Raw genomic sequence first — 23,367 nt, 5'->3', positions numbered from 1 at the left:
CCGTATAGTAGGCGAACGATCGTTCGTATACTAGGGCTATGACGGACACGGTGATGCAGGACGGTCGGCGGGCGCGGGGCGATGCCTCCCGCCGCATCGTGCTGGAGAGTGCGACCGACCTCGCCTCCGTCGAGGGGTTGGACGGCGTGACGATCGGGCGCCTCGCCGCGGCCTCGGGGTCGAGCAAGAGCAGCATCGCGACGCTGTTCCAGAGCAAGGAGGGCCTGCAGCTCGCGACGGTCGCCGCCGCTCGGGACATCTTCGTCGCGCGGATCATCGAGCCCGCCCGCGCCCATCCGCGAGGAGCGCATCGCCTGGCCGCGCTCCTCCACAATGCCTTGGTCTACTCGAAGGACCGCGTCTTCACGGGCGGCTGCTTCTTCGCGGCGACTGCGGCGGACGTCGACTCCAAGCCCGGCCCCGTGAGCGATGCCGTGCGGGCAGCCCTCGTCGACTGGTACGGGTACATCGAGGCCCAGCTGCGGTTCGCCGCGGCGGAGGGCGAGGTCGACGCGGCCGACGTCGAGGTCCTGGCCTTCGAGCTCGTCGCCCTCAATGAGCAGGCCAACGCGCGGTCGCTCCTCCTGCGGAGCGACAAGCCGTACGGGCTCGCGGCGGCCGCCATGCGCGCACGCCTCCGTGACGCCGGTGCCCCCGACACCGCCCTCGCTCTCCTCGCCCTCTAGCCCCATCCCGCGGCCGGGGCCCGCGCCCCGTTCCCCCTGCGGGATCACGAACGCCCCGCAATCCCGCTTCGAAGGGCCGTTTCTGATCCCGCCCGACCGTCGGGTCTGCCCCCTTCGCGTGCGGGATGAGAATCGGGCCCCGAGATCCGTCGGAAGGGTCGTTTTCGATCCTGCCCGACGGCCGGACCGTCCGCTCTTTGGCTCGCGGGATGGGAAGCGGGCCCCGAGATCCGCCTGAAGGGGCGATTCTGATCTCGTCCGGGGAGGGGTGCTCGCGTCGCCGAGGTGTGGGATCAAGAATGTGCCCCGGAACGGCTTGGGAGGCGCGACTCTGATCCCGTCTCGGCTCAGGGCGCTTCGCCCGCGTCCTCGCCTCGGGTCGCACTGGGGTGCGGGTGGGGGATCGCGAAAGTGCCGCGGGGGCGCTCGGGAGGCGCGGAAGTGATCCCGGCTCCGGTTTCGCGAAGCGCAAAGCGCCTCACCCGGGAGTCGGGTGAGGCGCTTGAGGGGGACGGTCAGGCGGCGTGGCCGTGGCGGAATCCGGCGTCGAAGCCGCGCTCGAATGCCCGCTCCGCCATCCGCTGCGCCCGATGGCCGTGGCCGTGGCCGTGGCCGTGGCCGCGATGCGCGTGACCGTGATCGCGGTGTGCGTGACCGTCGTGGTGACCGCGTCCGCGGTACCCGCCGTCCTCCTCGCCGTCGTGACGGTCGAAGCCGTGCCGGGGCTCGAAGTCCCCGTGTCCGAAGCCGTGCCCGGCACCGAAGCCGTGCCGGGGCTCGAAGTCCCCGGGTCCGAAGCCGTGTCCGGGTCCGAAGCCGTGCCCGTGCCCGTGCCGGCGGCCGAAGCCGTGCCGGGGGCCGAAGCCGAACCCGGGGCGCTGCTTCCGGGGGAGAGGAGTCTCCTCGTCCCAGTCGAAGGCGCGAGCGATCTTCTCGAGTGCGGCGAGGGTCGTCGCCATCTCCTCGTCGGAGACGGCGCCGGCGACCTTCGCGCGGATGCTGTCGACGGCGGCGCCGAGGCGCTCCTTCGCCGCGCGGCCTTCCCCAGTGAGTGTCCACCCGTCGCCGTCCGCTTCGACCCAGCCGCGGTCGACGAGGTCGTGCAGCTTGTGCGGGTTCAGCGGGCGGGGCGAGGGCGCCGAGCCGTCGACGACGTTCAGCGACCGCCAGTCGCGACGGGTCGCGCCCTCCGCGGCGAAGGCGGTGGCGAATTCCTGGGCCATCAGGCGATCCACGGCCTTGAGCCAGTAGCCGAACGGACGGGAGCTGTTGTCAGAGGTGTTGTCTGTCGTGGTGTTCATGGTGATCCTTCATGGTCTGTGGTGCACCGATGACGGATGTCATCCGACATATCAATGTCAGTGTGCATGTGTATGCAGTGTGACATGGATGGGAGACGCATGTCAAGCTGCATGTAAAATCGGGGCATGGCCACCGATCCGATCGACCCCGCGTCCCCCGACGCCGCCGAAGCGATCGCGCAGGCGCTCTCCCGACTGCGCGGACGCCGCCCCGGACCCGGCGGTCGCGAGCACGGCGGGCCGCACGGTGCACACGGTCACGGCCCTCACGGCGACCCGCACGAGCACTTCGCTCACCATCGTGGTCACCCGGGGATGCCGCCCTGGATGGCCGACGGCGGCCGCCTCGGCGGACCGGCCCGTCTCCGCATGCTCGAGGCGCTCGCCGCCGCGCCGGAGCCCCTGAGCGTGAGCGCGCTCGGGCAGGCGATCGGCGTGGATCAGCCGCGGGCGTCCCGGCTCGTGCAGCAGGGCGTGCAGGCCGGGTTCGTGCGGCGCGAGGCCGATCCGGACGACGCCCGCCGCACCCGCATCGCGTTGACCGAGGAGGGCCGGCGGCTCGCCCGCGGGATGCGGGGGGAACGCCGCGAGATGCTCGGCCGCGCGCTGGAGTCCTTCACCGAGGAGGAGCGCACCGAGCTCGCGCGGCTGCTCACCAAGCTCGCCGACAACTGGCGCGCCTGACCGGCCTCAGACCCGAGCGAAATCCAGCGAGGTCTCGTCGTCCACCGAGAGCGACAGCACGACGGTCTCGACAGCATCGTGGGCCTCGATCCGCCGCTCCACCTCCCGCAGCCGCCGGGCCACGTCGTGCTCGCGCGCATCGCCCGCGAGGTCGACCTCGGCGACGAGGAACAGGCGATTCGGCCCCACGTACTCGATGTGCAGGTAGGTGACCCGCTCGATCTCGTCCATGCCGAGGAGGGCCGTGCCCACCCGCGAGCGCAGTGCGGGGGACACCGACGTGCCCACGAGGAACGCGATGTTCCGCCCGATCAGGATCACGGCGACGACGCCGAGCAGGATCCCGACGAGGATCGACCCGATCGCATCCCACGCGGCGACGCCGGTGAGCTGGTGCAGGAGGATCGATCCGCCCGCCAGCACGAGGCCGATGAGGGCGGCGGAGTCCTCGAAGAACACCGCCCGGAGCGTGGTGTCGCTCGTCTCGAGCACGAAGTCCCACGTGGAGGACCCGCGTTCCTTGGCCAGCCGACGGGAGCGGACCATCGCCTGCGTGAACGACGCCCCCTCCAGCACGAAGGCGATGCCCAGCACGACATAGGCGACGACCGGGCTCTCCACGGGGCCGGTGTCGGACAGCTCCTGGATCCCGTGCATGATCGACACGATCGAACCGGCGGTGAAGATGCCGAACGCGGCGATGAGAGACCAGACGAACGCGTTGCGGCCGTAGCCGAGCGGATGCCGGGCGTCCTTGGTCTTCGCGCCGCGCCGGTCGGCGATGAGCAGGAAGATCTCGTTCCCCGCGTCGGCCCAGGAGTGCGCGGCCTCCGCGACCATCGACGCGGACGAGGTGATGACGGCGGCGACCGTCTTCGCGATCGCGACGAGGATGTTGGCGAGGAAGGCGAGGACGACGGTCACCGGGTCAGGCTACTCCCGCCGGCCCCGCTCTTTCGCCGGGCACAGCTTCGGAGCCCCGCCGCGACTCGCCGCCGTCAGGGCCCGACGGCCGGCGTGTCGGCTCCGAGGTCCGAAGTCGTGCACGGAGCGGACTCAGCGCGGTGCCTTCACGGGCAGCAGGAGGAGGAACCCGATGATGAGCACGATGACGATGCCGAGGATGCCGTAGGCGGTCTGACTCGTGGCGACGATCAGCACGGTCCAGGCGGCCGAGGCCATCCAGCTCGCCGCCCTGCCCGTCGTGGCGTAGAGGCCGAAGATCTCGCCTTCCCGTCCGGCCGGTGTGACGCGGGCGAGGAAGGACCGTGCCGCTGCCTGCGCCGGTCCCACGAAGGCGCAGAGCACGAGGCCGCCGATCCAGAACACGAGGGACCCGGCGTCGCGCAGCAGGAACACCGCGAGTCCAGCGACGATCATCGACCCGATCGAGCCGAGGATGATCCGCTTGGGGCCGAGGCGGTCGTCGAGGCGTCCGGCGATGATGGTCGAGACACCGGCGACGAGGTTCGCGGCGATGCCGAAGACGATGATGTCCTGGGTGCCGAACCGGAACACCGCGGTGCCGATGATGGCGCCGAACGCGAAGACGCCGCCGAGACCGTCGCGGAACACGGCGCTGGCGAGCAGGTACCAGAACGTCGACCGGGTCTGCGGGTCGCGGTAGAGGCCGATCACGTCCTGCACGAGCACGGCGTACGAACGGAAGAACCCGACCTTGCGCTCCGGCCGCCCGAGGGACGGCTCCGGCACGTTGAGGAAGATCGGGATGCTGAAGACGATCGCCCAGACGGCGCATCCCACCGCGATGAGCCGGTACGCGAGGCCGTTGTCGGTGGACATCCCGAACCAGTCGAAGGTGTCCAGCAGGACGACGATGACGAGGGCGATGATGCCGCCGAGGTAGCCGAAGCCCCAGCCGAGTCCGGAGATGCGGCCGACGTTCTTCGGGTTCGCGATGCCGATGAGCATGGCGTTGGAGTTCACCGCGGCGATCTCGCCGAACACGGAGCCGGCGGAGATCAGCGCGACGCCGAGCCAGAACAGGGCCGGCTGCGGCTCCACGAACCACAACCCCAGCATGCAGAGGATGAGGGCGCCGGTGCCGATGCCCAGCCAGAGCTTCTGTCGTCCGGCCGCATCCGCGCGCTGACCGAGGACGGGGGCGAGCAGGAGGATGCCGAGGGCGGCGATCGTCGAACCCAGTCCGAGACCGGAGGCGAGGTCAGCCTCCGCGGCGACGCGGACCGGGTCGCTCGGGTCGAGGGCGGCGACCTCCGGCGGCAGGAATGAGGCGCTGACGAGGTACAGCGCGGTGAAGACGAACGTGAGGATGACGGTGTTGAACGGCTGCGTCGCCCAATCCCACAGCGCCCAGGAGTACACCTGTTTGCGGGGTGCGGGGGTGTCTCCGCGCAGCTCGAGTCCGACGACGGCAACGGCGCCGCTGTTCGCTGTCGCCACGGGCTCGGGGGCGCCCGCGGCGGGATCGGGTGAGGTCATGCTCGAAGTCTGGCCGCGGACGGTGAACGGCCGGTGACGGCGCGCCGTCACCGGCCCCGAGCGCGAGGCGGGGTCAGAGGGCGGGACCGCGACGGATCCGCACGGGTCCGCGGGCGTCGGCGATCCGGACCGGTTCACCCTTCTGCGTGACGACCACCACGTCGCGGGAGGCGAGGTCCGCCGCGACACGGCGGACGTCGGGCATCCGGTCGCGCCATGCCTCGCCGCCGACCGCGCGGGCGACGTCGCTCGGGCAGATCGACGAGTCGGTGCGCTTCCTGGTGAGGGCGCGCATCGTCGCGGCGATCCGCTCCTCCGCCTGGGCTGCGGAGGGCTCCTCCCACCACGGCGCCCCCCGCTCGCCGAGGGCGGTCTTCGCATCCTGCACGCGACCGCGGGCGTCGGGCTCCGCGTTCTTGACCGCGCGCCGCGCGGCCATCAGCTCGTCCACGAGCTCCTGTCGCAGGTTCTCGGGGATCGACGGATCGGTGGCGCGCCACCGCCGGCCGTTCACGACGATGTGATGCCCGTCCGCCGCGCGCTCCGGTCCGGCCCCGTCGACGCTTCCGGTCTCCTCATCCGCCATGCCGCCATCCTCCGCCGTGCCCTCCACTTTTCCCATCCCCTTGACGCCCCACCCCCACCCCCACCGCCCCCGCCGCCCCCGCGCCTCGTTCCGGCTCACTAACGCTCCGAAAACCCGCCCCCCAGGTCCGGAATCCATCCCCCGCCGAGGACCTCTCCCGACGGGAGTGCGAAAACGTGCCGCGAGCGCGTCGGGGAGGAACGCTTTCGATCCCGGGACGGGCGGGACCGGACGGAGCGAGACGTATGAGGATGGGGACCGGGACGGGTTGGGACGGGAGGAGCTCAGTCCGTCCGGAGGGGGCGGAGGGTGCGGGCGTAGTCCTCCTTGAGCACCGCGAGGTGCAGCCACGCCTCGATCCGGGTCACGCCGGGGAGGGCGCGCAGCCGCTCGAGACTTGCGTACAGAGCCCCGGCGGAAGGCTCCACGAGGGTCGCGACGGCATCGAACCGCCCGAGGGTCCGTGCTGCGAAGTCGACGCCGCGCCCCCGCCGCAGTTCGTCGATCACGGCCTCGTCGTCATCTCCGAGCGTCATGCCCACGCCCATCGAGAGCTGTCGATGCGCGAGCCCGCGGGCCTCCACGGCGCTGATCTTGATGACCCCGGCGTCGATGAGGCGCTGCACCCGGGTGGCGACAGCACTGGGGGAGAGTCGCACCTGCTCGCCGAGCGCGCGGAAGCTCATCCGTCCGTCGGTCTGCAGGAGTTCGATGAGAGCCTCGTCGATCCCGTCGAGCGTCACCCCGCCGTGGTACTCCGAGACGAAGAACCCCTTGATCACGGTCGAGTAGATGATGGTGTTGATGTCGAGCACCCCGGCGCTCCCGCGGATGCGCGCGAGCAGGTCGTGGAGCTCCGACATCGACCCCACCCGCACCTCCGTGACGATGTCGTGCGCGCCGCCGACCGCCGACACCAGCACGGTCTCGGACATGTCGCGCAAGTGCTCGGCGACCACCTCGACGGCGCCGTCGGTCCGGATCGACACGTGTGCGAGGACGTGCTGGCCGAGGAACACCGGGTCGACGGCCGCGACCACTCGCACCGTGCGGTCGCCGAGCAGGGTGCGCAGGCGTGCCGCCACGATGGCGCGGGACTGGCCGACGCGCTCGGCGAGGGAGAGGATGCTGGCGCGGCCGTCCTCCTGCAGCGCCCGGATGAGTTCCGCGTCGAAGTCCATGTCCGATCCGATTCCGTCGATTTCCCCGCAGTGCACGGTCGTCCGTGCAGAACCTCAGCGTAGAGCGCGTTGAGGCAGAGAGGAAGACCCGCTGTGCGCGGTACTGTCGACAGACCTCCAGTGAATGACGCGTACGGCTGGAGTTCTGCCCTTGCTCACGGTGCTCCACGTCCGTAGCATCCTTCGCTATCCGACACCATCCGCGAAGGAGCGGGTCCATGACCACTACCCCCACCCCCCGAAGCGGCGTCCACAGCCGCGCACGCCGCGCCGGCATCGCCGCCTTCGTCGGCACCACCATCGAGTGGTACGACTTCTACGTCTACGCCACGGCCGCCGCCCTCGTCTTCGGCCCGCTGTTCTTCCCGAGTGACGACCCCCTGGCCGAGACCGCCGCGGCCTTCGCGACGTTCGCGGTCGCCTTCCTCGTCCGCCCCCTCGGCGGCATCGTCTTCGGGCACATCGGCGACAAGCTCGGCCGGCGTGTCTCGCTCGTCATCACGCTGCTGCTGATGGGCGCGGCGACCGTCCTCGTCGGCTGCCTCCCGACGTACGAGAACATCGGCATCCTCGCGCCCATCCTCCTCATCCTGCTCCGCGCCATCCAGGGCCTCGCGGTCGGCGGCGAATGGGGCGGCGCGGTGCTCATGAGCGTCGAGCACGCTCCCGAGAAGTCGAAGACCTTCTACGGCGGCTTCACCCAGCTCGGCAACCCGGCCGGTGCCCTCCTCGCCTCCGGCATCTTCGCGATCATGGCCCGCGGCGGCGACACGTTCATCATCGACGGCGGCTGGCGCATCCCGTTCCTGCTGTCCATCGTGCTGATCGCCGTCGGCCTCTGGGTCCGGTATCGCGTCGAGGAGTCGCCGGTCTTCGAGGAGAAGATCGAGGGTCGCAAGCAGTCCATGCCGCTGGCCTTCGCCCTCCGTGTCAACTGGAAGCCGATCCTCCTCGGCATCGGCATCCTGCCCATCTCCACCGGCGGCTACTACCTGGCCACCACCTTCGCCACCGCCTACGCGACCGGCGAGCCCATCGCGATCAGCGAGCAGGTCATCCTCGACGCGATGACCCTGGCCTCGTTCGTGGAGTTCGTGGTGACGCTGCCGGTCGCCTGGCTCGGCGACAAGTGGGGCCGCAAGAACGTCATGTACATCGGTCTCATCACCTCCGTGCTGACCTTCGCGCCCTTCCTGCTGCTGATGCCCGGACGCGTGGAGCCGTTGATCTTCCTCTTCGCCTCGCTGGTGCGCATCGCGATGAGCGCGACCTACGCGCCGATCGCGGCGATCCTCGCGCAGATGTTCCGTCCGCAGGCCCGCTACACGTCGATCGCGCTGGCCTACGGTGTCGGCGCTGCGATCTGGGCCGGGTTCTCGCCCTGGTTCGCCACCCAGCTCATCGCCTGGACCGGGAGCGTCTGGTCGGTCATCGCGATGTTCGTGGGCATGGCGGTCATCGCGGGGATCTGCACGCGCCTCGCGCCGCAGCACTCCGACGAGGCTCCGGTCACGGCCTCGTTCACCGCCCGAACCGACACCACGGCGAACCGCCTGCCCTGACCGGCCCCTTCCCCGTACGACACCACCGCGAACAGGCTCCCCATGAGAAAGCTCACTCCCTTCGACCGCTCGGCCCAGGCCGCTCCAGCCCTCATCACCGCGCGGGCGATCCACACGGCGGACGCCTCCGACACGACGGCGACCGCGATGCTGACCGACCGGGGGCGCATCGTCGCCCTCGGCACGGCGGCGGAGTGCGAGGACGTGGCGGCGCGGGCGGGCCTCACCCCGGAGCGCGTCGACCTGGGGGAGGCGGTCGTCGTCCCCGGCTTCGTGGACGCACACGCGCATCCGCTGATGTTCGGGCAGATGATGACGTGGGTGGACTGCGGCCCCGAGAAGGCGGGGAGCATCCCGGAGATCGTGGCCCTGCTGAAGGCCGCGGCCGCCGACCTCCCCGCCGGACGCCCGGTGCGCGGCTACGGCTACGAGCAGCGCAACCTCGCCGAGAAGCGGCACCCCACCCGCTTCGAGCTCGACGAGGTGGCCGCCGACCGCGAGGTGTACCTCATGAACGCCTCCGGTCACGGCGGCGTGGTGAACTCGTACACGCTCGACCTCAACGGCGTCGACCGGGACACCCCGAACCCGGACGGCGGCGAGTTCTTCCGCGACGCCGATGGTGAGCTGACCGGTGAACTCTCGGATGCGGCGTGCAACATCCTCACCGGCGTGCACGGGGTGAAGATCGGCCATCACGGCCCGAACTTCCACCTCGCGGACGAGCCGGAGGAGCACCTGCGGCAGCTCGACGCGGCGACGCAGCGATTCCTCGCGGGCGGCGTCACCTCGATCGGCGACTGCCAGGTCACGCGGCGCGAGTTCGACATGTATCTGCGGCTGGCCGAGGCCGGGCGGCTCGAGCTTCGGGTGTCGATGTATCTGCTGTCGCACCTGCTCGACGAGGCGCTGGAGATGGGTCTCGTCGGACAGTTCGGCAACGCCCACCTGAGTTTCGCCGGCATCAAGTTCTACGCCGATGGCACCCTGGGCGGCTGGACCGCGTACTTCCCGGACGGCTACGTGGGCGACCCCTGCCGCACCGGCCAGCTCTACCACGAGCCCGCCGACTACGCGGAGCTCATCCGCAAGGCGCATGCGGCCGGGCTGCAGACCGCGACGCACGCCCAGTCGCCCACCGCGATCGAGATGGTCGTGTCGGCGGTCGAGGCGGCCCTTGCGGAGCGTCCGGACGCCGACGCCCGGCACCGCATCGAGCACTGCGGCCTGCCCACGCCCGCGCAGATCGAGCGGATGGCGGTCGCCGGCATCCGTCCCGTCAACCAGACCCAGCACTACTTCAACTGGGGCGAGGGTGTGGAGGAGGCCATCGGCACCCCCGGCGAGCGCTTCAACCCTCTCGGGGAGTTCGAGCGCGCCGGCGTGCCCATGACGATCTCGTCGGATGCCCCGGTCGCCGAGCCCATCCCCCTGGAGGCGATCCAGACCGCGGTCACCCGGGTCACTCGTCGCGGACACCAGCTCGGCCCGGACGACCTGCGCATCTCCGCGATCGCGGCGCTCCGAGCGCACACGATCGAGGGCGCGGTGTCGATCGGACGGGAGGACGACCTCGGCTCGCTGGAGCCGGGCAAGTACGCCGACTTCGCGGTGCTCTCGGGCGACCCGCTCGCGGTGCCTGCCGAGGAGATCGCCGCGATCGAGGTCCGTGAGACCTGGGTCGACGGCGTCCGTCGCCACGCGGTGTGAGGATGACACGATGAGCACCGACATCAGCGGAGACGACCGGTACACCGACACCGCGGGCCGCGCGGTCCTGGAGACCATCCGCGGCTACGGGGTCACCGCGATCTTCGGCATCCCCGGCACGCACAACCTGGAGTTCTACCGCCCCCTCGCCGACCTCGGCATCCGCGCTGTGACGAACCGCCACGAGCAGGGATCGGGGTACGGCGCCGACGGCTGGTCCCAGCAGACCGGCCTTCCCGGTGTGGTGATCACCACCTCCGGTCCCGGCCTGCAGAACGCGATGAGCGCCATCGGCACCGCGTTCTGCGAGTCGCGACCACTCATCGTCCTGTCCCCGGGCGTGCCGCTCGGGGCGGAGTTCGCCGACGTCGGCACGTTGCACGAGACGAAGGACGCCACGGCCATGGTCGGTGCGATCGCCGAGTGGTCGCGGCGGGTGTCGTCCGCGGCGGAGGCGGTGCAGGCCGTGCACGACGCGTTCCACCTCTTCCGCACCGGCCGCCCCCGACCCGTGCACATCGAGATCCCGCTCGACGTTCTGGAGGGGACCGCCGAGGTGCCCGCGGAGGACCGGAGGCCGCGGTCGATGCCCGACCGCATCTCCGGAGACCCGATCGCGCTCGCCGAGGCCGCCCGACTGCTGTCCGCCGCCCGCACCCCGGTGATCGTCGCCGGAGGGGGCGCGGTGGACGCCGCGCACCAGATCGTCGCGGTGGCCGAGCGGCTCGGCGCCCCCGTGCTCACGACCCTGAACGGCAAGGCCGTGCTCGACGAGCGGCATCCGCTGTCGCTCGGATCGAACCTGCGTCTGGCCGCCGCCCGCGCCGTGGCCGAGGACGCCGACGTGCTCCTCGTGATCGGCTCGAAGCTGGGCGAGGCGGAGCTCTGGGCACCGCGGCTCGAGGCGCGCGGTGCGGTGATCCGCATCGACATCTCCCCGGAGCAGCGTGACAAGAACCTCGCGGCGACCGTCGGCCTCACGGGAGACGCGGCCGCGGTGACCGACGCCCTCCTGCCGCTGCTGCCGGATGCCGCCCGGGCCGCCCGCGACCTCACGACCGAGCGGGCCGCGCTCGAGGCCGAGTCGCGGGCGACAGCACCGGACACCGTGGCGCTCGCCGAGGTCATCGCCACCGCCCTCCCCGTCGACGCGATCGTCGCTGGCGACTCCTCTCAGATCGTCTATCTGGCGCTCGGCAGCGTGCTGCGGCAGGAGCATCCGCACTCCCTCCTCTACACGCCGACCTACGCCACGCTCGGCTACGGCCTCCCCGCCGCGATCGGTGCGGCGGTCGCGCAGACGGAGCGCCCCGTCGTCACCGTCATCGGCGACGGCGCCCTGATGTTCTGCGTGAACGAGCTCGCCACCGCCGTCGAGCAGCGCCTCGACGTCACCGTGGTGTGCGTGGACAACGGCGGGTACGCCGAGATCCGGCAGAACGAACTCGACCGCGGGATGGCGCCCATCGGCGTCGACCTCGTCCAGCCGGACTGGGCCGCGCTGGCCACCGCCTTCGGGGCGACCGGGCGGCGGGTGGCGTCGCGTGCCGACATCGCCCCGAGCATCCGCGCGGCCATCGCCGACGGCGGGGTGCAGCTCGTGCACATCCCGCAGCACGCCCTCTGAGCCTCACACCTCCCGACGAACAGGAACGAGAATGACCGACAACATCGGCCCCGTCGACGCCTCCGTGAACCCGCGGTACTCCGGCATCGCCACCTTCGCCCGCCTGCCCCGCATCGAGGACGTGCCGCGCGCCGACATCGCCGTGGTCGGCATCCCGTTCGACTCCGGTGTGAGCTACCGCCCCGGCACCCGCTTCGGCCCGTCCCACGTGCGGGAGTCGTCTCGACTGCTGCGGCCCTACAACCCCGCGCAGGATGTGTCGCCGTTCCAGCTGGCGCAGGTGGTGGACGCGGGGGACATCCCCGTGAACCCCTTCGACCTCACGGAGGCCGTCACCGAGGTCGAGCGTGCAGCGCTGGCGCTGGGCGAGCGGGTGCAGCGCATCGTCACGATCGGCGGCGACCACACGGTGGCCCTGCCCCTGCTGCGTGCGGTGGCCGCGAAGCACGGACCCGTCGCCGTCCTGCACTTCGACGCGCATCTCGACACGTGGGACACCTACTTCGGGGCGCCCATCACGCACGGCACCCCCTTCCGGCGCGCGAGCGAGGAGGGGCTGATCGACCTCACGGCGAGCTGCCACGTCGGCACCCGCGGCCCCCTGTACTCCCAGCAGGATCTCGAGGACGACGAGCGCCTCGGCTTCTCCATCGTCTCCAGCGAGTACATCGAGGAGCACGGGGTGGAGGCGGCGATCGACCGCATCCTCACCCGCATCGGCGACAAGCCGCTGTACGTCTCGATCGACATCGACGTGCTCGACCCCGCGCACGCGCCCGGCACGGGGACCCCCGAGGCGGGAGGGCTCACGAGCCGCGAGCTGCTGCGCATCCTCCGTGCCCTGCGCGACCGCGACATCGTCGGCGCGGACGTGGTGGAGGTGTCGCCCGCCTACGACCACGCCCAGATGACCGGTATCGCCGCGAGCCACGTCGTCTACGAGCTGGTGACCCTTCTGGCGGCCCGCCTCGCCTCCTGACCGCAGGGGTCAGAAGAGGGTCCCGAGGAGGTCGGCGAACAGGGCCTCGGCGTCGCACTGCACCCGCCGCCGCGTGAACCAGTCGCACACGTTGACGCAGTCGCGGTGCAGCAGGTCGAGGCCCTGCGGATTCGCGATCACGTCGACGATCTGCGGCAGGTCGATCACCCGGACCCGCCCGTCGTGCACAAGGAGGTTATAGGCGGAGAGGTCGCCGTGCGCGAAGCCCGCGGCGGCGAAGACCCGCATGAGTTCGACCACCTGCGCGAAGTACTCGTGCATCTCGGCGCTCGACCCGCGCATCTGCGCGAGCCGGGGTGCCGCGATGCCCCGGTCGTCGCCGAGGAACTCCATGAGCACCTCGGTGCCGCTGACCTGCACGGGATAGGGGACCGGGGCGCCGCGCTCCCACATCCGGCACAGGGCCTCGAACTCCGCGAGCGACCACTGGGCTGCGGCGACCTCCCGTCCGTGGGCGGTCTTCTTGGCGAGGGCGCGGGTGTCGCGGGTGTTCCGCGTGCTGCGCCCCTCGGTGTAGACCGCGGAGCGCTGGAAGCTCCGGTTCTCGATGCCGCGGTAGCGCTTGGCGGCGAGGAGCGTGCGCTGCGCGGGGTCGTCGGGCACGGCGCGCTCCAGCAGGAACACGTCGGCCTCCTTGCCGGTCTTCAGGATGCCGAGCTCGGTGTCCAGGGCGCCGGCGGAGGTCACGACCCACGCGGGGCGCGGTTCCGGCCCGCGCTCGGTGGGGGTGGATGACGGCCAGGTCGTCCAGCGCTGGTTGGCGCCGGGCTCGACCTCGGCGAAGGAGAGGGCGGTCTCGAGGGAATCGAAGGAGGTGGCGTCGAAGGACGCGGCTTCCGAGGAAGCGGGGGATTCGGTCACGGTGTGGCTCCGGGAAGGGAGGCCACGCGGCGATCAGGAGCGGGTGGCCTCGAAGGGAAGGTGGTCGGCGAAAGGCGCGACGACGACAGCGTTCATCTCATCGCCTCCTTCGCTCGGGCTTCCCGGGCGCTTCCCGGTGCGTCGTCGAGCCTAGGGGGTCCGATCGGAGGTTGTCCAGGGCCGGACGATCGGTCGGATGCGGCGGACGACCGGTCGGGCGCGGCCCCGTTCCCGTTGCGAGTCTGGAAGCATGACCACGACCGCCCCCGTCCCGACCCTGCCGACGACCCGCGCCGATCGCATCCGCTACGGAGGGCTCATCGCCCTCATGGTGATGGGGTTCCTGCTGGTGACCGCCGAGTTCCTCCCCAACGGGGTGCTCACCGAGATGGCGGACGGCCTCGGGGTGACCCCCGGGCAGGCCGGGCAGACCGTCACCGTCACGGCTCTCGTCGGACTCTTCGTCGCCCCGACCGTCGGCCTCGTGTTCCCCCGTCTGGACCGCCGATCGCTGCTGGTGTGGATGGCGCTCGCCGCGGCCGTGTCGAACCTCATCGTCGCGATCGCGCCGAACCTCGTCGTCGTGCTGCTGGCACGCTTCCTGCTGGGAGCGGCGATCAGCGCCTACTGGACGATGTCGATCACGGTCGCCGCGCGGCTCGCGGGGCCCGAGCATCTCGGTCGCGGGGTGATGTTCACCTCAGCCGGGGTCTCCCTCGCCACGGTCGCCGGTGTGCCGCTGGGGGTCATGCTGAGCGAGGTCGTCGACTGGCGTGCCGTGTTCGCGATCGCGGGAGTGCTGATGGTGGTGCTCGCCGTCGCGTTGCGGTGGGCGCTGCCGACCGTTCCGGCCGAGCGCGCGTCGAGCCTCCGTCTGCTCGTCGACACGGTACGGCGGCCCGGCATCGGCCTCGGCATGGTCGGACACGTCCTCGTCGTGCTCGGCCACTTCCTCGCCTACACCTACGTCCGCCTCGCGCTGGAGCGCATCCCGGACGTGGACGCCTCGACGATCGTCGTGCTGCTGGCGCTGTTCGGTGTCGGAGGCCTTCTCGGCAACCTCTCCATCGGCCTCGTGATCGACCGCTCCTTCGCCTTCTTCGCGGTGTTCGCGCCGCTGGTGATCTCGGCCGCCGTGCTGTCGATGGTGCTCTTCTCCGGATCGATCATCGGGATCGGCGCGGTCGTGCTCCTCTGGGGGTTCTTCTTCTCGTCGTGGCTGATCGTCGTGAACACCTGGGTGGGCCACCGCATGCCGGACCGCCTGGAGGCCGGGGGGAGCCTCGTGGTCGTCGGGTTCCAGGGCGCGATCACGCTCGCGGCCGGCGTCGGTGGGCTCCTCGTCGACACCCTGAGCGTCGAGCTCGTCTACACGATCGGCGCGGTCTCGCTCCTCGCCGGCGCCGTGCTGTTCGGCCTCTCCAACCGCCGCAGCTCCCGCTCCTGACCCCTGCTCCTGACCCCTGGTTGCCCGGGCACAACTTCGGAGCCGGCCGCCGACACGCCGTCGCCTCGGGCTTCGGAGACGGCGTGTCGCCCCGGGTCTCCGAAGTCGTGCCCGCCCCGAGGCTGGGACGAGGGTGTGGGGATCAGGCAGATCAGGCAGGCACGAGGGAGTGCGAGCCGCGCCAGGAGGACGGGGTCATGCCCGTGCGGCGACGGAACGCGCGGCTGAAACCCTCGTCCGAGGCGTAGCCGAGCTCGCGCGAGACGCTCGACACGGATTGCCCGGCCTGGAGCATCCGCTTCGCGGCGTCGATGCGCACCTCGGTGACGTAGTCGGCGGGGGAGCGGCCGACGGCGAGACGGAACCGCTCCGCGAAGGCCGACCGTGACATGGCGCCGACAGCGGCCAGGCGTTCGACGGTCCAGTCCCGGCCCGGCTGCTCGTGGATGGCGTCCACGACGCGGTCGAGGAAGGGGTCCTTCGACAGGGAGGGCCATCCGGCGGGCGCACAGCCGTTGGCCGCCCAGGCGCGGATCACCGAGAGCAGCACGGTGGTCGCCATCATCCGGCAGATCAGCGGGTCGCCCTGGCGCACGGGGCACGCGGCCGCGTCGACGATCCCCATGTTCTCGGCGAGGGCGGCGGCGGCCGGCTCCAGCGCGTCGAACCCGGTCACCGTGAGGAAGGGCGGCAGGAGTGCCGGGAGGGGAGACGCGGTGTCCGCGAGCTCGATGTCGACGACGAGGAGTGCAGTCTCGACGGCGGCCTCCAGTGCGAAGGTGTCGCCGCGGAGCAGCAGGAAGGCATCGCCGGTGACGAGGCGGTCTCGGCGGCCGGGCTCCTCGAGTGTGAGCTGCTGCGACGAGCGGTCCACGTCGAGACGGCAGCCGGTGCCGAGAGGCGGATGCCCATGCACGGCGCCGTCGGCGATGTAGACGAGGGTGATCCGGCCGGGAGCCAGCGGCAGCAGTCCCCCGCGGCCCAGCTGCACCCGACGGGCGATCCCCACGCGCAGGTCCACCGTGCCGAGCACAGAGGACAGCGCATCCGCATCCACCGTCACCATGCCTTCGGCAACGCCGACCACCGTCCCCCTATTCCCCTTCGAGTCGCTCACCTTGCTCCATCCAGGCGGCGGATGGGGCACAGTGGGCGATTCGAAGCGGGATACGCTGGAGGGGTACCCCACCCGAGGAGTTCCGTGTTCCGCACCCCTGGCCGCCTGTACCGTGTCCTCGCGATCGCGGAGGCGATCACCTGGACCATCCTCATCGCCGCGATCATCGCCCGGGCCGTCGGAGCCCCCGGAGTCGTGGTGACGGTCGGCGGCGGCATCCACGGGTTCGTGTTCCTCGCCTATGCCGCGACCGCCGTCCTCGTCGCGCTCAACCAGCGGTGGCACCCGGGCGTCGGGGTGCTCGCGGTCGTCAGCGCCGTCGTCCCGTACGCGACCATCCCGATGGAGATCTGGCTGCACCGCACCGGTCGTCTCCGGGGTGACTGGCGTCTCGACGCGTCCGACGACCCGCGTGACCACCGCTGGTACGACCGCCTGATGCGCTGGTTCCTGCGTCGCCCCTGGGTGCTCGCGGTGCTGCTCGTCGTGGGAATCGTCGCGCTGTACGTGATCCTCCTGCTGGTCGGCCCGCCCGGGGGCAAGTGACCCCGATCCCGAACGGCGCGACGCCCGAAGGATGTGGCGCCCTAAGGGATCGGCGTCGATGCCGTCGCGCCGGGAACGCCGGCGGCGTCGAGAGCGGTGCGCAACGCGGAGACTCCCGTGTAGTGGTGCGTGGTCATGCCGAGCGTCCGTGCGCCGCTGAGCTTCCCCGGCGAATCGTCGAGGAAGAAGACCTCCTCCGGCGCGATGGCGAGGTCGGCGACCACGTGTCGGAACGCCTGGACATCCGGCTTGGCGTATCCGATGTCCGCGGAGTTGAACACGCGATCGAAGTGCGCGGCGATGCCGCTGTCGTGAAGCTCCTCGGCGATGGTGTCCGTGCCGTTCGTGAGGATGGCGCACATCATCCCGTGAGAGCGCAGCTCGTCGACGAGCGCGAGCACGTCCGGGTCGGCGGCGAACGGTGTGCGTCCCCATTCCCGCGCGGCGGCTGCGGATCCCGCGGCCTCGCCGACTCGGACGATCCACTCCTCGCGAGTGAGGTTCCCCGTGGTGACCGCGTCGATCAACGGTGACGCGAACGCGATGCGGGCGATCATCCCGGCCGGAAGTCCGTGCCGCGCCTCCAGGTCGGGGTCGTGGAGGAAGTGACGGACGACCCCGTCGAGGTCGAAGAGCACGGCACGGATCATGCCCCCATCCTGCCCGCAGGTCGTGCGCCTCGTCAGCGGCGCGCGACGGGCTGCTGGAGTTCCGTGCCCCAGTCCGACTGGTCGTCTCCCACGGCGCGGACGTACAGCTCCCGACAGGGCCCGGCATGGATGAGGCCGCGCGCGACGACCTCGGTGTGGATCGCGTGCCAGCTCTCGGCGATCCGCTCCATCGAGCCGAGGTGCACCCCGCAGACCGCGTCCTCCTCAGCGGGGAGCTCGACGATCTCGATCCCGTCGGCGGCCGGACCGGTATACGAGTACCCGGCGATGACCTCCATCCCGTCCGGCTGCGTCCGGTACAGGGCGATCGGGGTGGTGAGAGAGCCGCATTCGTCTCCGATGACCTCTGCCACGGCGTCGAAGGCCGGTCCCACGACCTCCGCGACCGCGGGCTGCTCGGCGACGACGGAGCGGACGGCGGCCAGACGCACGGCGGGGAGGGGCTTCTGGACGATCTCGATCTGCGACATGTGCTTCTCCTTCTCGATGAGGTGGAGGCGCCGTTCCACATCGACGAGTCGCGCGGCCGCGAGCCGGTGCTCCTGCTCCACCTCGGCGCGCCGGACGCGCAGAAGCGCCGCGATCCGGTCGGCGTCGACGCCCTGGGCGAGGATCGCCGAGATGTCGTCGAGACCGAAGCCGAGCTGACGCAGGGCGACGATCCGGTGCAGACGCTCGAGCTGCGCCGGATCGTACGACCGGTAGCCGGTGAACTCGTCCACGTGGGCGGGGACGAGCAGCCCGGCCGTGTCCCAGTGCCGGAGCATCCGGTGGGTCACCTGGCCGATCTGCGCGAACGCTCCGATGGACAACATGTCTCAGTTCTCCCGTCTGACACCGTGTGAGAGTCAAGCATGGCGGCTCGCGGCCATCGAGGCGGACCGGGCTCGGCGTGATCGCCGAGGCGCGCACTGCATCCCGGCATATCGTTTACTCCACCTGAACTGGGGTTTCAATGTCGGTGGTCCCTGCTTCACTCGGGGTATGACAGGACTGGCGGACGCGACGATCGAGCAGGTGGAGGCGCTCCGAGCGCTCACCGAGATGCTCGTCGGTGTCGAGCGGTCGATCAATGGACTGCAGGCCGCGCGGGACGGGATCCTGGCGCTGGGGTCGCGCCTGGCCGTGGAGGTCGCGGCGCAGGCCGCCCATCCGGACGGCGCGGATCTGAGCGTGCGCACGGTCGCGGCCGAGTTCGCTGCCGCGCTGCGGGCGAGCGACAGGACGGTGCAGCGGCGTATGGCCGATGCGGTCTGGATCGTCGAGCGCTTTCCGCGGCTGTGGGGTGCATGGGGCGCGGGGCAGGTCACCGCCCAGCAAGCCCGCGTCATCGCGGAGGCGGGTGCGCACCTCGAAGACGAGGCGCATCGCGACGCCTTCTCCGCGCGGATGATCGCCTTCGCCGAGAGCGAGGCGCCGAACCGGGTCGCGCGCATGGCGCGCCGGGCCGCGGAGGAGTTTCAGCCGCATACCCTCGCGGACCGTCACGAGGATGCCCGTGAGCGGCGGCGCGTGTGGGTACGGGATGCCCCTGACGGGATGGCTGAGCTCGGACTTCTGGGGCCGGCGGCGCTGGTGCACGGCGTGTTCGACCGGCTGACCACCATGGCCACGACCACGCAGGCCGGCGACGACCCGACGGACCTGCGAACCATCGCCCAGTCCCGGGCCGACCTCGCGCTCGACCTCCTCCTCACCGGTGCGCCGGCCGGCCATGATGATCATGACGGCACCCTGGCAGCCATCGTCCCCACGGTCGCGATCACGGTCCCCGTCATGACCCTCCTCGGTCGGGGAACGGCGCCGGCGGAACTCGACGGGCGCACCCCGATCGACCCCGCCACGGCACGGAGGCTGGCAGGGGCCGCCTCCGGATGGGATCGCATCCTCACGCACCCCGTGACGGGCACGGTCCTCGCCGTCGACCGGTATCGCCCGAACGCGGAACTGCGACGCCACCTGCGGGCCCGAGATCAGCGATGCCGCTTCCCCGGCTGCGGATATCCGCCCGCGGAGTGCGACATCGATCACCACCGTGACGCCGCGATGGGCGGGGAGACGTCCGCCTCGAATCTCGGCCATCTGTGCCGTCGACATCATGTCTTGAAACATCAGTCCGCCTGGCATGTCGAGGCGCGTGGCGACGGCCTCTATGCCTGGACGAGTCCGACGGGGAGGGTCTACATCGACCGCCCGCCGCCGTCGAACACCGTCACCTTCGCCGAAGGATCGACGGACGCGCCGTTCTGACCGCCCGGCGGGAAAAGTTGAGCCTGTTCATATCAAGTTCATTTGACAACCTTCCGGCCCCGGCGTACACTTGAGCCATCGCGACTCAGGTTTCCCTGATCGCCGCAGGTTTTCGGACCACTACAGACTTCCCAACAAAGGAGAGAACACATGGCACGTGCTGTCGGTATCGACCTCGGAACCACCAACTCCGTCGTCAGCGTCCTCGAGGGTGGCGAGCCCAAGGTCATCGCCAACGCCGAGGGCTTCCGCACGACCCCTTCGGTCGTCGCCTTCACCAAGGACGGGGAGGTGCTCGTCGGCGAGACCGCGAAGCGCCAGGCCGTCACCAACGTCGACCGGACGATCGCCTCGGTCAAGCGCCACATGGGCACCGACTGGAGCTTCGACGTCGACGGCAAGAAGTGGACGCCGCAGGAGATCTCCGCGCGCATCCTCCAGAAGCTGAAGCGCGATGCCGAGTCCTACCTCGGCGACACCGTGACCGACGCGGTCATCACGGTCCCCGCGTACTTCAACGACGCCGAGCGTCAGGCCACCAAGGAGGCCGGTGAGATCGCGGGCCTCAACGTGCTCCGCATCATCAACGAGCCGACCGCCGCGGCCCTCGCCTACGGCCTCGACAAGGGCAAGGAGGACGAGCTCATCCTCGTCTTCGACCTCGGTGGTGGAACGTTCGACGTCTCCCTCCTCGAGGTGGGCAAGGACGACGACTTCTCCACGATCCAGGTGCGCGCCACTGCCGGTGACAACCGCCTCGGTGGTGACGACTGGGACCAGCGCCTCGTCGACTACCTGATCAAGCAGTTCAAGGAGACCACGGGCGTCGACGTCTCGGGTGACAAGATCGCGCTGCAGCGCCTCAAGGAGGCTGCGGAGCAGGCGAAGAAGGAGCTCTCCAGCTCCACGTCCACGAGCATCAACCTCCCGTACCTGTCGCTGACCGACTCGGGCCCCGTCTCACTCTCCGAGACCGTGACCCGCGCGAAGTTCGAGGACCTCACGAAGGACCTGCTCGACCGCACCAAGAAGCCGTTCGAGGACGTCATCCGCGAAGCCGGCATCAAGGTGTCCGACATCGACCACATCGTCCTCGTGGGTGGTTCGACCCGTATGCCGGCCGTCGCCGAGCTCGTCAAGCGCGAGACCGGCAAGGAGGCCAACAAGGGCGTGAACCCGGACGAGGTCGTCGCCGTCGGCGCCGCGCTGCAGGCCGGTGTCCTCAAGGGCGAGCGCAAGGACGTCCTCCTCATCGATGTCACCCCGCTCTCCCTCGGCATCGAGACCAAGGGCGGCATGATGACCAAGCTCATCGAGCGCAACACGGCCATCCCGACCAAGCGGAGCGAGACCTTCACCACGGCCGACGACAACCAGCCGTCCGTCGCGATCCAGGTCTTCCAGGGTGAGCGCGACTTCACCCGCGACAACAAGCCGCTCGGCACGTTCGAGCTGACGGGCATCGCCCCGGCTCCCCGCGGCATCCCGCAGATCGAGGTCACCTTCGACATCGACGCCAACGGCATCGTGCACGTGTCCGCGAAGGACAAGGGCACCGGTACCGAGAAGTCGATCGTCATCTCCGGCGGCTCGTCGCTGTCGAAGGAGGACATCGAGCGCATGGTGCGCGAGGCCGAGGAGCACGCCGCCGAGGACAAGGCGCGTCGTGAGGCCGCGGAGACCCGCAACCAGGCGGAGACCCTCGCCTACTCGATCGAGAAGCTCATCTCCGAGAACGAGGACAAGCTCCCCGAGGACGTGAAGACCGAGGTCAAGGCCGACGTCGACGCGCTCAAGACGGCTCTGGCCGGCGACGACGACGAGGCCGTGAAGACCGCGTTCGAGAAGCTCAACCAGTCCCAGTCGAAGCTCGGCGAGGCGATCTACGCCTCCTCGCAGGCGGACGCCGCCGGCGCTTCGGCCGAGGGCGAGGCCCCGACCGGTGACGCCCCCTCCTCCGAGGAGGACGTCATCGACGCCGAGGTCGTCGACGACGAGGACGAGAAGAAGTAATCATGACGGACAAGAACTTCGACGAGAACGAGGTTCCGGAGGGGTCGGATGCTCAGGCATCCGGCCCCGTGCCGCAGAACCAGGACTCCCGCGAGGCGAAGGCCGCCGAGGGCTCCGACGAGACTCCGGTCGACGCGGCTGCCGAGACCGAGGAGGGGCTGACGGTCGAGGACATCCTCGGCGCCGCCCAGACCGCGGATGCCGCCGCCGGCGACGCCGCGATCGCCGACGCCGAGAACGCCCTGCTGACCGACCTCAAGCGCCTGCAGGCCGAGTACGCGAACTACCGCCGCCGCACCGAGGAGCAGCGCCAGATCGAGATCGAGCGCGCGAAGGGCGAGGCCGCCAAGGGCCTCATCCCCGTGCTCGACGACCTGGCCCGCGCCGAGCAGCACGGCGATCTGGTCGAGGGCAGCCCCTTCGCCGTGATCGCCGAGAAGGTGCGCGCGGTCGTGGAGCGCCTCGGCGTGGTCGCTTACGGCGAGAAGGGCGAGGAGTTCGACCCCCAGCGTCACGAGGCGATCTTCCAGCAGCCGACCCCCGGCACCTCGAAGACCACGGTGCTCGAGGTCGTCGAGGTGGGGTACCGCCTCGGCGAGGTCGAGCTGCGTCCTGCGAAGGTCGTCGTCGCCGTCCCTGCGGAGTAGGTGATCGATGGCCAGCCAGGATTGGTTCGACAAGGACTTCTACAAGACCCTCGGGGTCTCGAAGGACGTCAGCGACGCTGACCTGAAGAAGACGTACCGCAAGCTCGCGCGCAAGTATCACCCCGATTCCAATCAGGGCGATGCGAAGGCCGAGGCCAAGTTCAAGGAGATCAGCGAGGCATACTCGGTGCTCTCCGACGCCGAGCAGCGCAAGGAGTACGACGAGATCCGCGCCATGGGTTCGGGCGCTCGCTTCACGGCGAGCGGCTCGGGCGCCGGCGGGTTCGAAGACGTCTTCAGCCGGTTCGGACAGCAGGGGCGCGGCCAGACCGCCGACTTCGAGGACATCTTCGCGATGTTCAACCAGGGCCAGGGCAGCTCGTTCGGCGGTGGCCGATTCGGGCAGCCGAGCGGCGGCTTCCGTGGCTTCGGCGGTCCGCAGCGCGGCGCCGACGTCACGGCCCGCACCACGCTGGACTTCAGCACCGCTGTGCAGGGCGAGACGATCACCCTGCAGGGCGAGGACGGCAAGCCGTTCAAGGTGAAGATCCCCGCGGGTGTCGCCGATGGACAGAAGATCCGGCTGCGCGGCCGTGGTCGCCCCTCGCCCGATGGCGGGGAGAACGGGGACATCGTGGTGCAGATCACGGTGCGCCCGCACCCGGTCTTCACGCGGGACGGCCTCAACCTCCGCGTGGTGGTCCCCGTGACCTTCACCGAGGCGACGCTGGGCGCGACCATCGAGGTCCCGACGCTCGGCGGCGACGTGGTGAAGCTGCGTGTGGCCCCCGGGACGCCGTCGGGCCGCGTGCTCCGCGTCAAGGGCCGGGGTGTCGCGACCGCGAAGGGGACCGGTGACCTGCTCGCCGAGCTCCAGGTCGCGGTTCCGACGCACCTCGACGACGCCGCGCGCGAGGCCCTCGAGAGGTTCCAGGAGCTGGAACCTCAGGAGAACCCGCGGGCCGAGCTCATGGCGAAAGCCCGCCGTTGACGAGAACAGGCTTTCGCGCCGGGT

General features: G+C 70.6%; 21 protein-coding genes. 12 read left to right on the top strand and 9 right to left on the bottom strand.

Features of this window, described 5'->3' with window-relative positions; all coding sequences use genetic code 11:
* Positions 1-38 precede the first annotated feature (38 nt).
* A complete protein-coding gene (locus tag MICNX66_RS15810) occupies positions 39-686 on the top strand; it encodes a TetR family transcriptional regulator C-terminal domain-containing protein (protein WP_187662669.1) in 648 nt (215 codons plus the stop codon).
* 515 nt (positions 687-1,201) lie between these two features.
* On the opposite strand, the gene MICNX66_RS15805 is transcribed toward MICNX66_RS15810, so the two are convergent.
* The gene (locus MICNX66_RS15805) at positions 1,202-1,987 is read right to left on the bottom strand and encodes a hypothetical protein (RefSeq protein ID WP_187662668.1); all 786 of its coding nucleotides are present in this window, start codon (positions 1,985-1,987) and stop codon (positions 1,202-1,204) included.
* A gap of 126 nt (positions 1,988-2,113) precedes the next feature.
* Between MICNX66_RS15805 and MICNX66_RS15800 the strand changes: the two genes are divergently transcribed.
* Positions 2,114-2,671, top strand: a complete 558-nt coding sequence (locus MICNX66_RS15800; protein WP_232089121.1) for a MarR family winged helix-turn-helix transcriptional regulator — start codon at positions 2,114-2,116, stop codon at positions 2,669-2,671.
* Between the two features lie 6 nt (positions 2,672-2,677).
* On the opposite strand, the gene MICNX66_RS15795 is transcribed toward MICNX66_RS15800, so the two are convergent.
* From MICNX66_RS15795 to MICNX66_RS15780, 4 genes are all read right to left on the bottom strand, one after another.
* The gene (locus MICNX66_RS15795) at positions 2,678-3,595 is read right to left on the bottom strand and encodes a cation diffusion facilitator family transporter (RefSeq protein ID WP_187662667.1); all 918 of its coding nucleotides are present in this window, start codon (positions 3,593-3,595) and stop codon (positions 2,678-2,680) included.
* Between the two features lie 132 nt (positions 3,596-3,727).
* The gene (locus MICNX66_RS15790; protein WP_187662666.1) at positions 3,728-5,134 is read right to left on the bottom strand and encodes an MFS transporter; all 1,407 of its coding nucleotides are present in this window, start codon (positions 5,132-5,134) and stop codon (positions 3,728-3,730) included.
* Between the two features lie 73 nt (positions 5,135-5,207).
* Positions 5,208-5,720 carry a DUF3253 domain-containing protein gene (locus MICNX66_RS15785; protein WP_187662665.1) on the bottom strand — a complete coding sequence of 171 codons (513 nt, stop codon included), beginning with the start codon at positions 5,718-5,720 and terminating at the stop codon, positions 5,208-5,210.
* Between the two features lie 284 nt (positions 5,721-6,004).
* Entirely contained in the window at positions 6,005-6,901 is an 897-nt protein-coding gene (locus MICNX66_RS15780; RefSeq protein WP_187662664.1) for an Lrp/AsnC family transcriptional regulator, read from the bottom strand.
* 218 nt (positions 6,902-7,119) lie between these two features.
* Here MICNX66_RS15780 and MICNX66_RS15775 point away from each other — a divergent pair, with 218 nt between their 5' ends.
* The 4 genes from MICNX66_RS15775 to speB are packed head-to-tail and all read left to right on the top strand — an operon-like array spanning position 7,120 to position 12,779.
* The gene (locus MICNX66_RS15775; protein WP_187662663.1) at positions 7,120-8,463 is read left to right on the top strand and encodes an MFS transporter; all 1,344 of its coding nucleotides are present in this window, start codon (positions 7,120-7,122) and stop codon (positions 8,461-8,463) included.
* Between the two features lie 42 nt (positions 8,464-8,505).
* Complete coding sequence (locus MICNX66_RS15770) at positions 8,506-10,173, top strand: amidohydrolase (RefSeq protein WP_187662662.1); 1,668 nt, start codon at positions 8,506-8,508, stop codon at positions 10,171-10,173.
* A gap of 10 nt (positions 10,174-10,183) precedes the next feature.
* Positions 10,184-11,800, top strand: coding sequence for a thiamine pyrophosphate-binding protein (locus MICNX66_RS15765; RefSeq protein WP_187662661.1), 1,617 nt, complete (start codon positions 10,184-10,186; stop codon positions 11,798-11,800).
* A gap of 31 nt (positions 11,801-11,831) precedes the next feature.
* Complete coding sequence (gene speB / locus MICNX66_RS15760) at positions 11,832-12,779, top strand: agmatinase (RefSeq protein ID WP_187662660.1); 948 nt, start codon at positions 11,832-11,834, stop codon at positions 12,777-12,779.
* A 9-nt stretch (positions 12,780-12,788) separates the two neighbouring features.
* On the opposite strand, the gene MICNX66_RS15755 is transcribed toward speB, so the two are convergent.
* A complete protein-coding gene (locus MICNX66_RS15755; RefSeq protein WP_187662659.1) occupies positions 12,789-13,661 on the bottom strand; it encodes a serine protein kinase RIO in 873 nt (290 codons plus the stop codon).
* Positions 13,662-13,911: 250 nt separating this feature from the next.
* Here MICNX66_RS15755 and MICNX66_RS15750 point away from each other — a divergent pair, with 250 nt between their 5' ends.
* Complete coding sequence (locus tag MICNX66_RS15750; protein WP_187662658.1) at positions 13,912-15,108, top strand: MFS transporter; 1,197 nt, start codon at positions 13,912-13,914, stop codon at positions 15,106-15,108.
* Between the two features lie 151 nt (positions 15,109-15,259).
* Here the strand turns inward: MICNX66_RS15750 and MICNX66_RS15745 are convergent, their stop codons facing one another.
* Entirely contained in the window at positions 15,260-16,195 is a 936-nt protein-coding gene (locus MICNX66_RS15745; protein ID WP_232089120.1) for a helix-turn-helix domain-containing protein, read from the bottom strand.
* 114 nt (positions 16,196-16,309) lie between these two features.
* Here MICNX66_RS15745 and MICNX66_RS15740 point away from each other — a divergent pair, with 114 nt between their 5' ends.
* A complete protein-coding gene (locus MICNX66_RS15740; protein ID WP_187662657.1) occupies positions 16,310-16,771 on the top strand; it encodes a DUF3817 domain-containing protein in 462 nt (153 codons plus the stop codon).
* A 41-nt stretch (positions 16,772-16,812) separates the two neighbouring features.
* Here the strand turns inward: MICNX66_RS15740 and MICNX66_RS15735 are convergent, their stop codons facing one another.
* Together MICNX66_RS15735 and MICNX66_RS15730 are read right to left on the bottom strand one after the other, a co-directional pair.
* The gene (locus MICNX66_RS15735) at positions 16,813-17,421 is read right to left on the bottom strand and encodes an HAD-IA family hydrolase (protein ID WP_187662656.1); all 609 of its coding nucleotides are present in this window, start codon (positions 17,419-17,421) and stop codon (positions 16,813-16,815) included.
* A gap of 32 nt (positions 17,422-17,453) precedes the next feature.
* Complete coding sequence (locus tag MICNX66_RS15730; RefSeq protein WP_187662655.1) at positions 17,454-18,257, bottom strand: MerR family transcriptional regulator; 804 nt, start codon at positions 18,255-18,257, stop codon at positions 17,454-17,456.
* Between MICNX66_RS15730 and MICNX66_RS15725 the strand changes: the two genes are divergently transcribed.
* The 4 genes from MICNX66_RS15725 to MICNX66_RS15710 all read left to right on the top strand — a co-directional run bounded on the left by MICNX66_RS15725 (position 18,256) and on the right by MICNX66_RS15710 (position 23,343).
* Positions 18,256-19,692, top strand: coding sequence for an HNH endonuclease signature motif containing protein (locus MICNX66_RS15725; protein ID WP_232089119.1), 1,437 nt, complete (start codon positions 18,256-18,258; stop codon positions 19,690-19,692). The genes MICNX66_RS15730 and MICNX66_RS15725 overlap by 2 nt on opposite strands.
* A gap of 150 nt (positions 19,693-19,842) precedes the next feature.
* A complete protein-coding gene (gene dnaK / locus MICNX66_RS15720) occupies positions 19,843-21,705 on the top strand; it encodes a molecular chaperone DnaK (protein WP_187662654.1) in 1,863 nt (620 codons plus the stop codon).
* A gap of 2 nt (positions 21,706-21,707) precedes the next feature.
* On the top strand, positions 21,708-22,352 hold the full coding sequence (locus MICNX66_RS15715) for a nucleotide exchange factor GrpE (protein ID WP_071329295.1): 645 nt from the start codon (positions 21,708-21,710) through the stop codon (positions 22,350-22,352).
* Between the two features lie 7 nt (positions 22,353-22,359).
* Complete coding sequence (locus MICNX66_RS15710; RefSeq protein ID WP_187662653.1) at positions 22,360-23,343, top strand: DnaJ C-terminal domain-containing protein; 984 nt, start codon at positions 22,360-22,362, stop codon at positions 23,341-23,343.
* The last annotated feature ends 24 nt before the right edge of the window (positions 23,344-23,367 follow it).

Origin of the sequence: Microbacterium sp. Nx66 (genome assembly GCF_904066215.1) — a bacterium.
Taxonomy (GTDB): domain Bacteria; phylum Actinomycetota; class Actinomycetes; order Actinomycetales; family Microbacteriaceae; genus Microbacterium; species Microbacterium meiriae.
This window is presented reverse-complemented; position numbering and strand designations above follow the sequence as displayed.

Coding starts and splice junctions, on each gene's coding strand:
- MICNX66_RS15810 (WP_187662669.1), top strand. CDS start 39: ATGACGGACACGGTGATGCAGGACGGTCGGCGGGCGCGGGGCGATGCC.
- MICNX66_RS15805 (WP_187662668.1), bottom strand. CDS start 1,987: ATGAACACCACGACAGACAACACCTCTGACAACAGCTCCCGTCCGTTC.
- MICNX66_RS15800 (WP_232089121.1), top strand. CDS start 2,114: ATGGCCACCGATCCGATCGACCCCGCGTCCCCCGACGCCGCCGAAGCG.
- MICNX66_RS15790 (WP_187662666.1), bottom strand. CDS start 5,134: ATGACCTCACCCGATCCCGCCGCGGGCGCCCCCGAGCCCGTGGCGACA.
- MICNX66_RS15785 (WP_187662665.1), bottom strand. CDS start 5,720: ATGGCGGATGAGGAGACCGGAAGCGTCGACGGGGCCGGACCGGAGCGC.
- MICNX66_RS15780 (WP_187662664.1), bottom strand. CDS start 6,901: ATGGACTTCGACGCGGAACTCATCCGGGCGCTGCAGGAGGACGGCCGC.
- MICNX66_RS15775 (WP_187662663.1), top strand. CDS start 7,120: ATGACCACTACCCCCACCCCCCGAAGCGGCGTCCACAGCCGCGCACGC.
- MICNX66_RS15770 (WP_187662662.1), top strand. CDS start 8,506: ATGAGAAAGCTCACTCCCTTCGACCGCTCGGCCCAGGCCGCTCCAGCC.
- MICNX66_RS15765 (WP_187662661.1), top strand. CDS start 10,184: ATGAGCACCGACATCAGCGGAGACGACCGGTACACCGACACCGCGGGC.
- speB (WP_187662660.1), top strand. CDS start 11,832: ATGACCGACAACATCGGCCCCGTCGACGCCTCCGTGAACCCGCGGTAC.
- MICNX66_RS15750 (WP_187662658.1), top strand. CDS start 13,912: ATGACCACGACCGCCCCCGTCCCGACCCTGCCGACGACCCGCGCCGAT.
- MICNX66_RS15735 (WP_187662656.1), bottom strand. CDS start 17,421: ATGATCCGTGCCGTGCTCTTCGACCTCGACGGGGTCGTCCGTCACTTC.
- MICNX66_RS15725 (WP_232089119.1), top strand. CDS start 18,256: ATGTCTCAGTTCTCCCGTCTGACACCGTGTGAGAGTCAAGCATGGCGG.
- MICNX66_RS15730 (WP_187662655.1), bottom strand. CDS start 18,257: ATGTTGTCCATCGGAGCGTTCGCGCAGATCGGCCAGGTGACCCACCGG.
- dnaK (WP_187662654.1), top strand. CDS start 19,843: ATGGCACGTGCTGTCGGTATCGACCTCGGAACCACCAACTCCGTCGTC.
- MICNX66_RS15715 (WP_071329295.1), top strand. CDS start 21,708: ATGACGGACAAGAACTTCGACGAGAACGAGGTTCCGGAGGGGTCGGAT.
- MICNX66_RS15710 (WP_187662653.1), top strand. CDS start 22,360: ATGGCCAGCCAGGATTGGTTCGACAAGGACTTCTACAAGACCCTCGGG.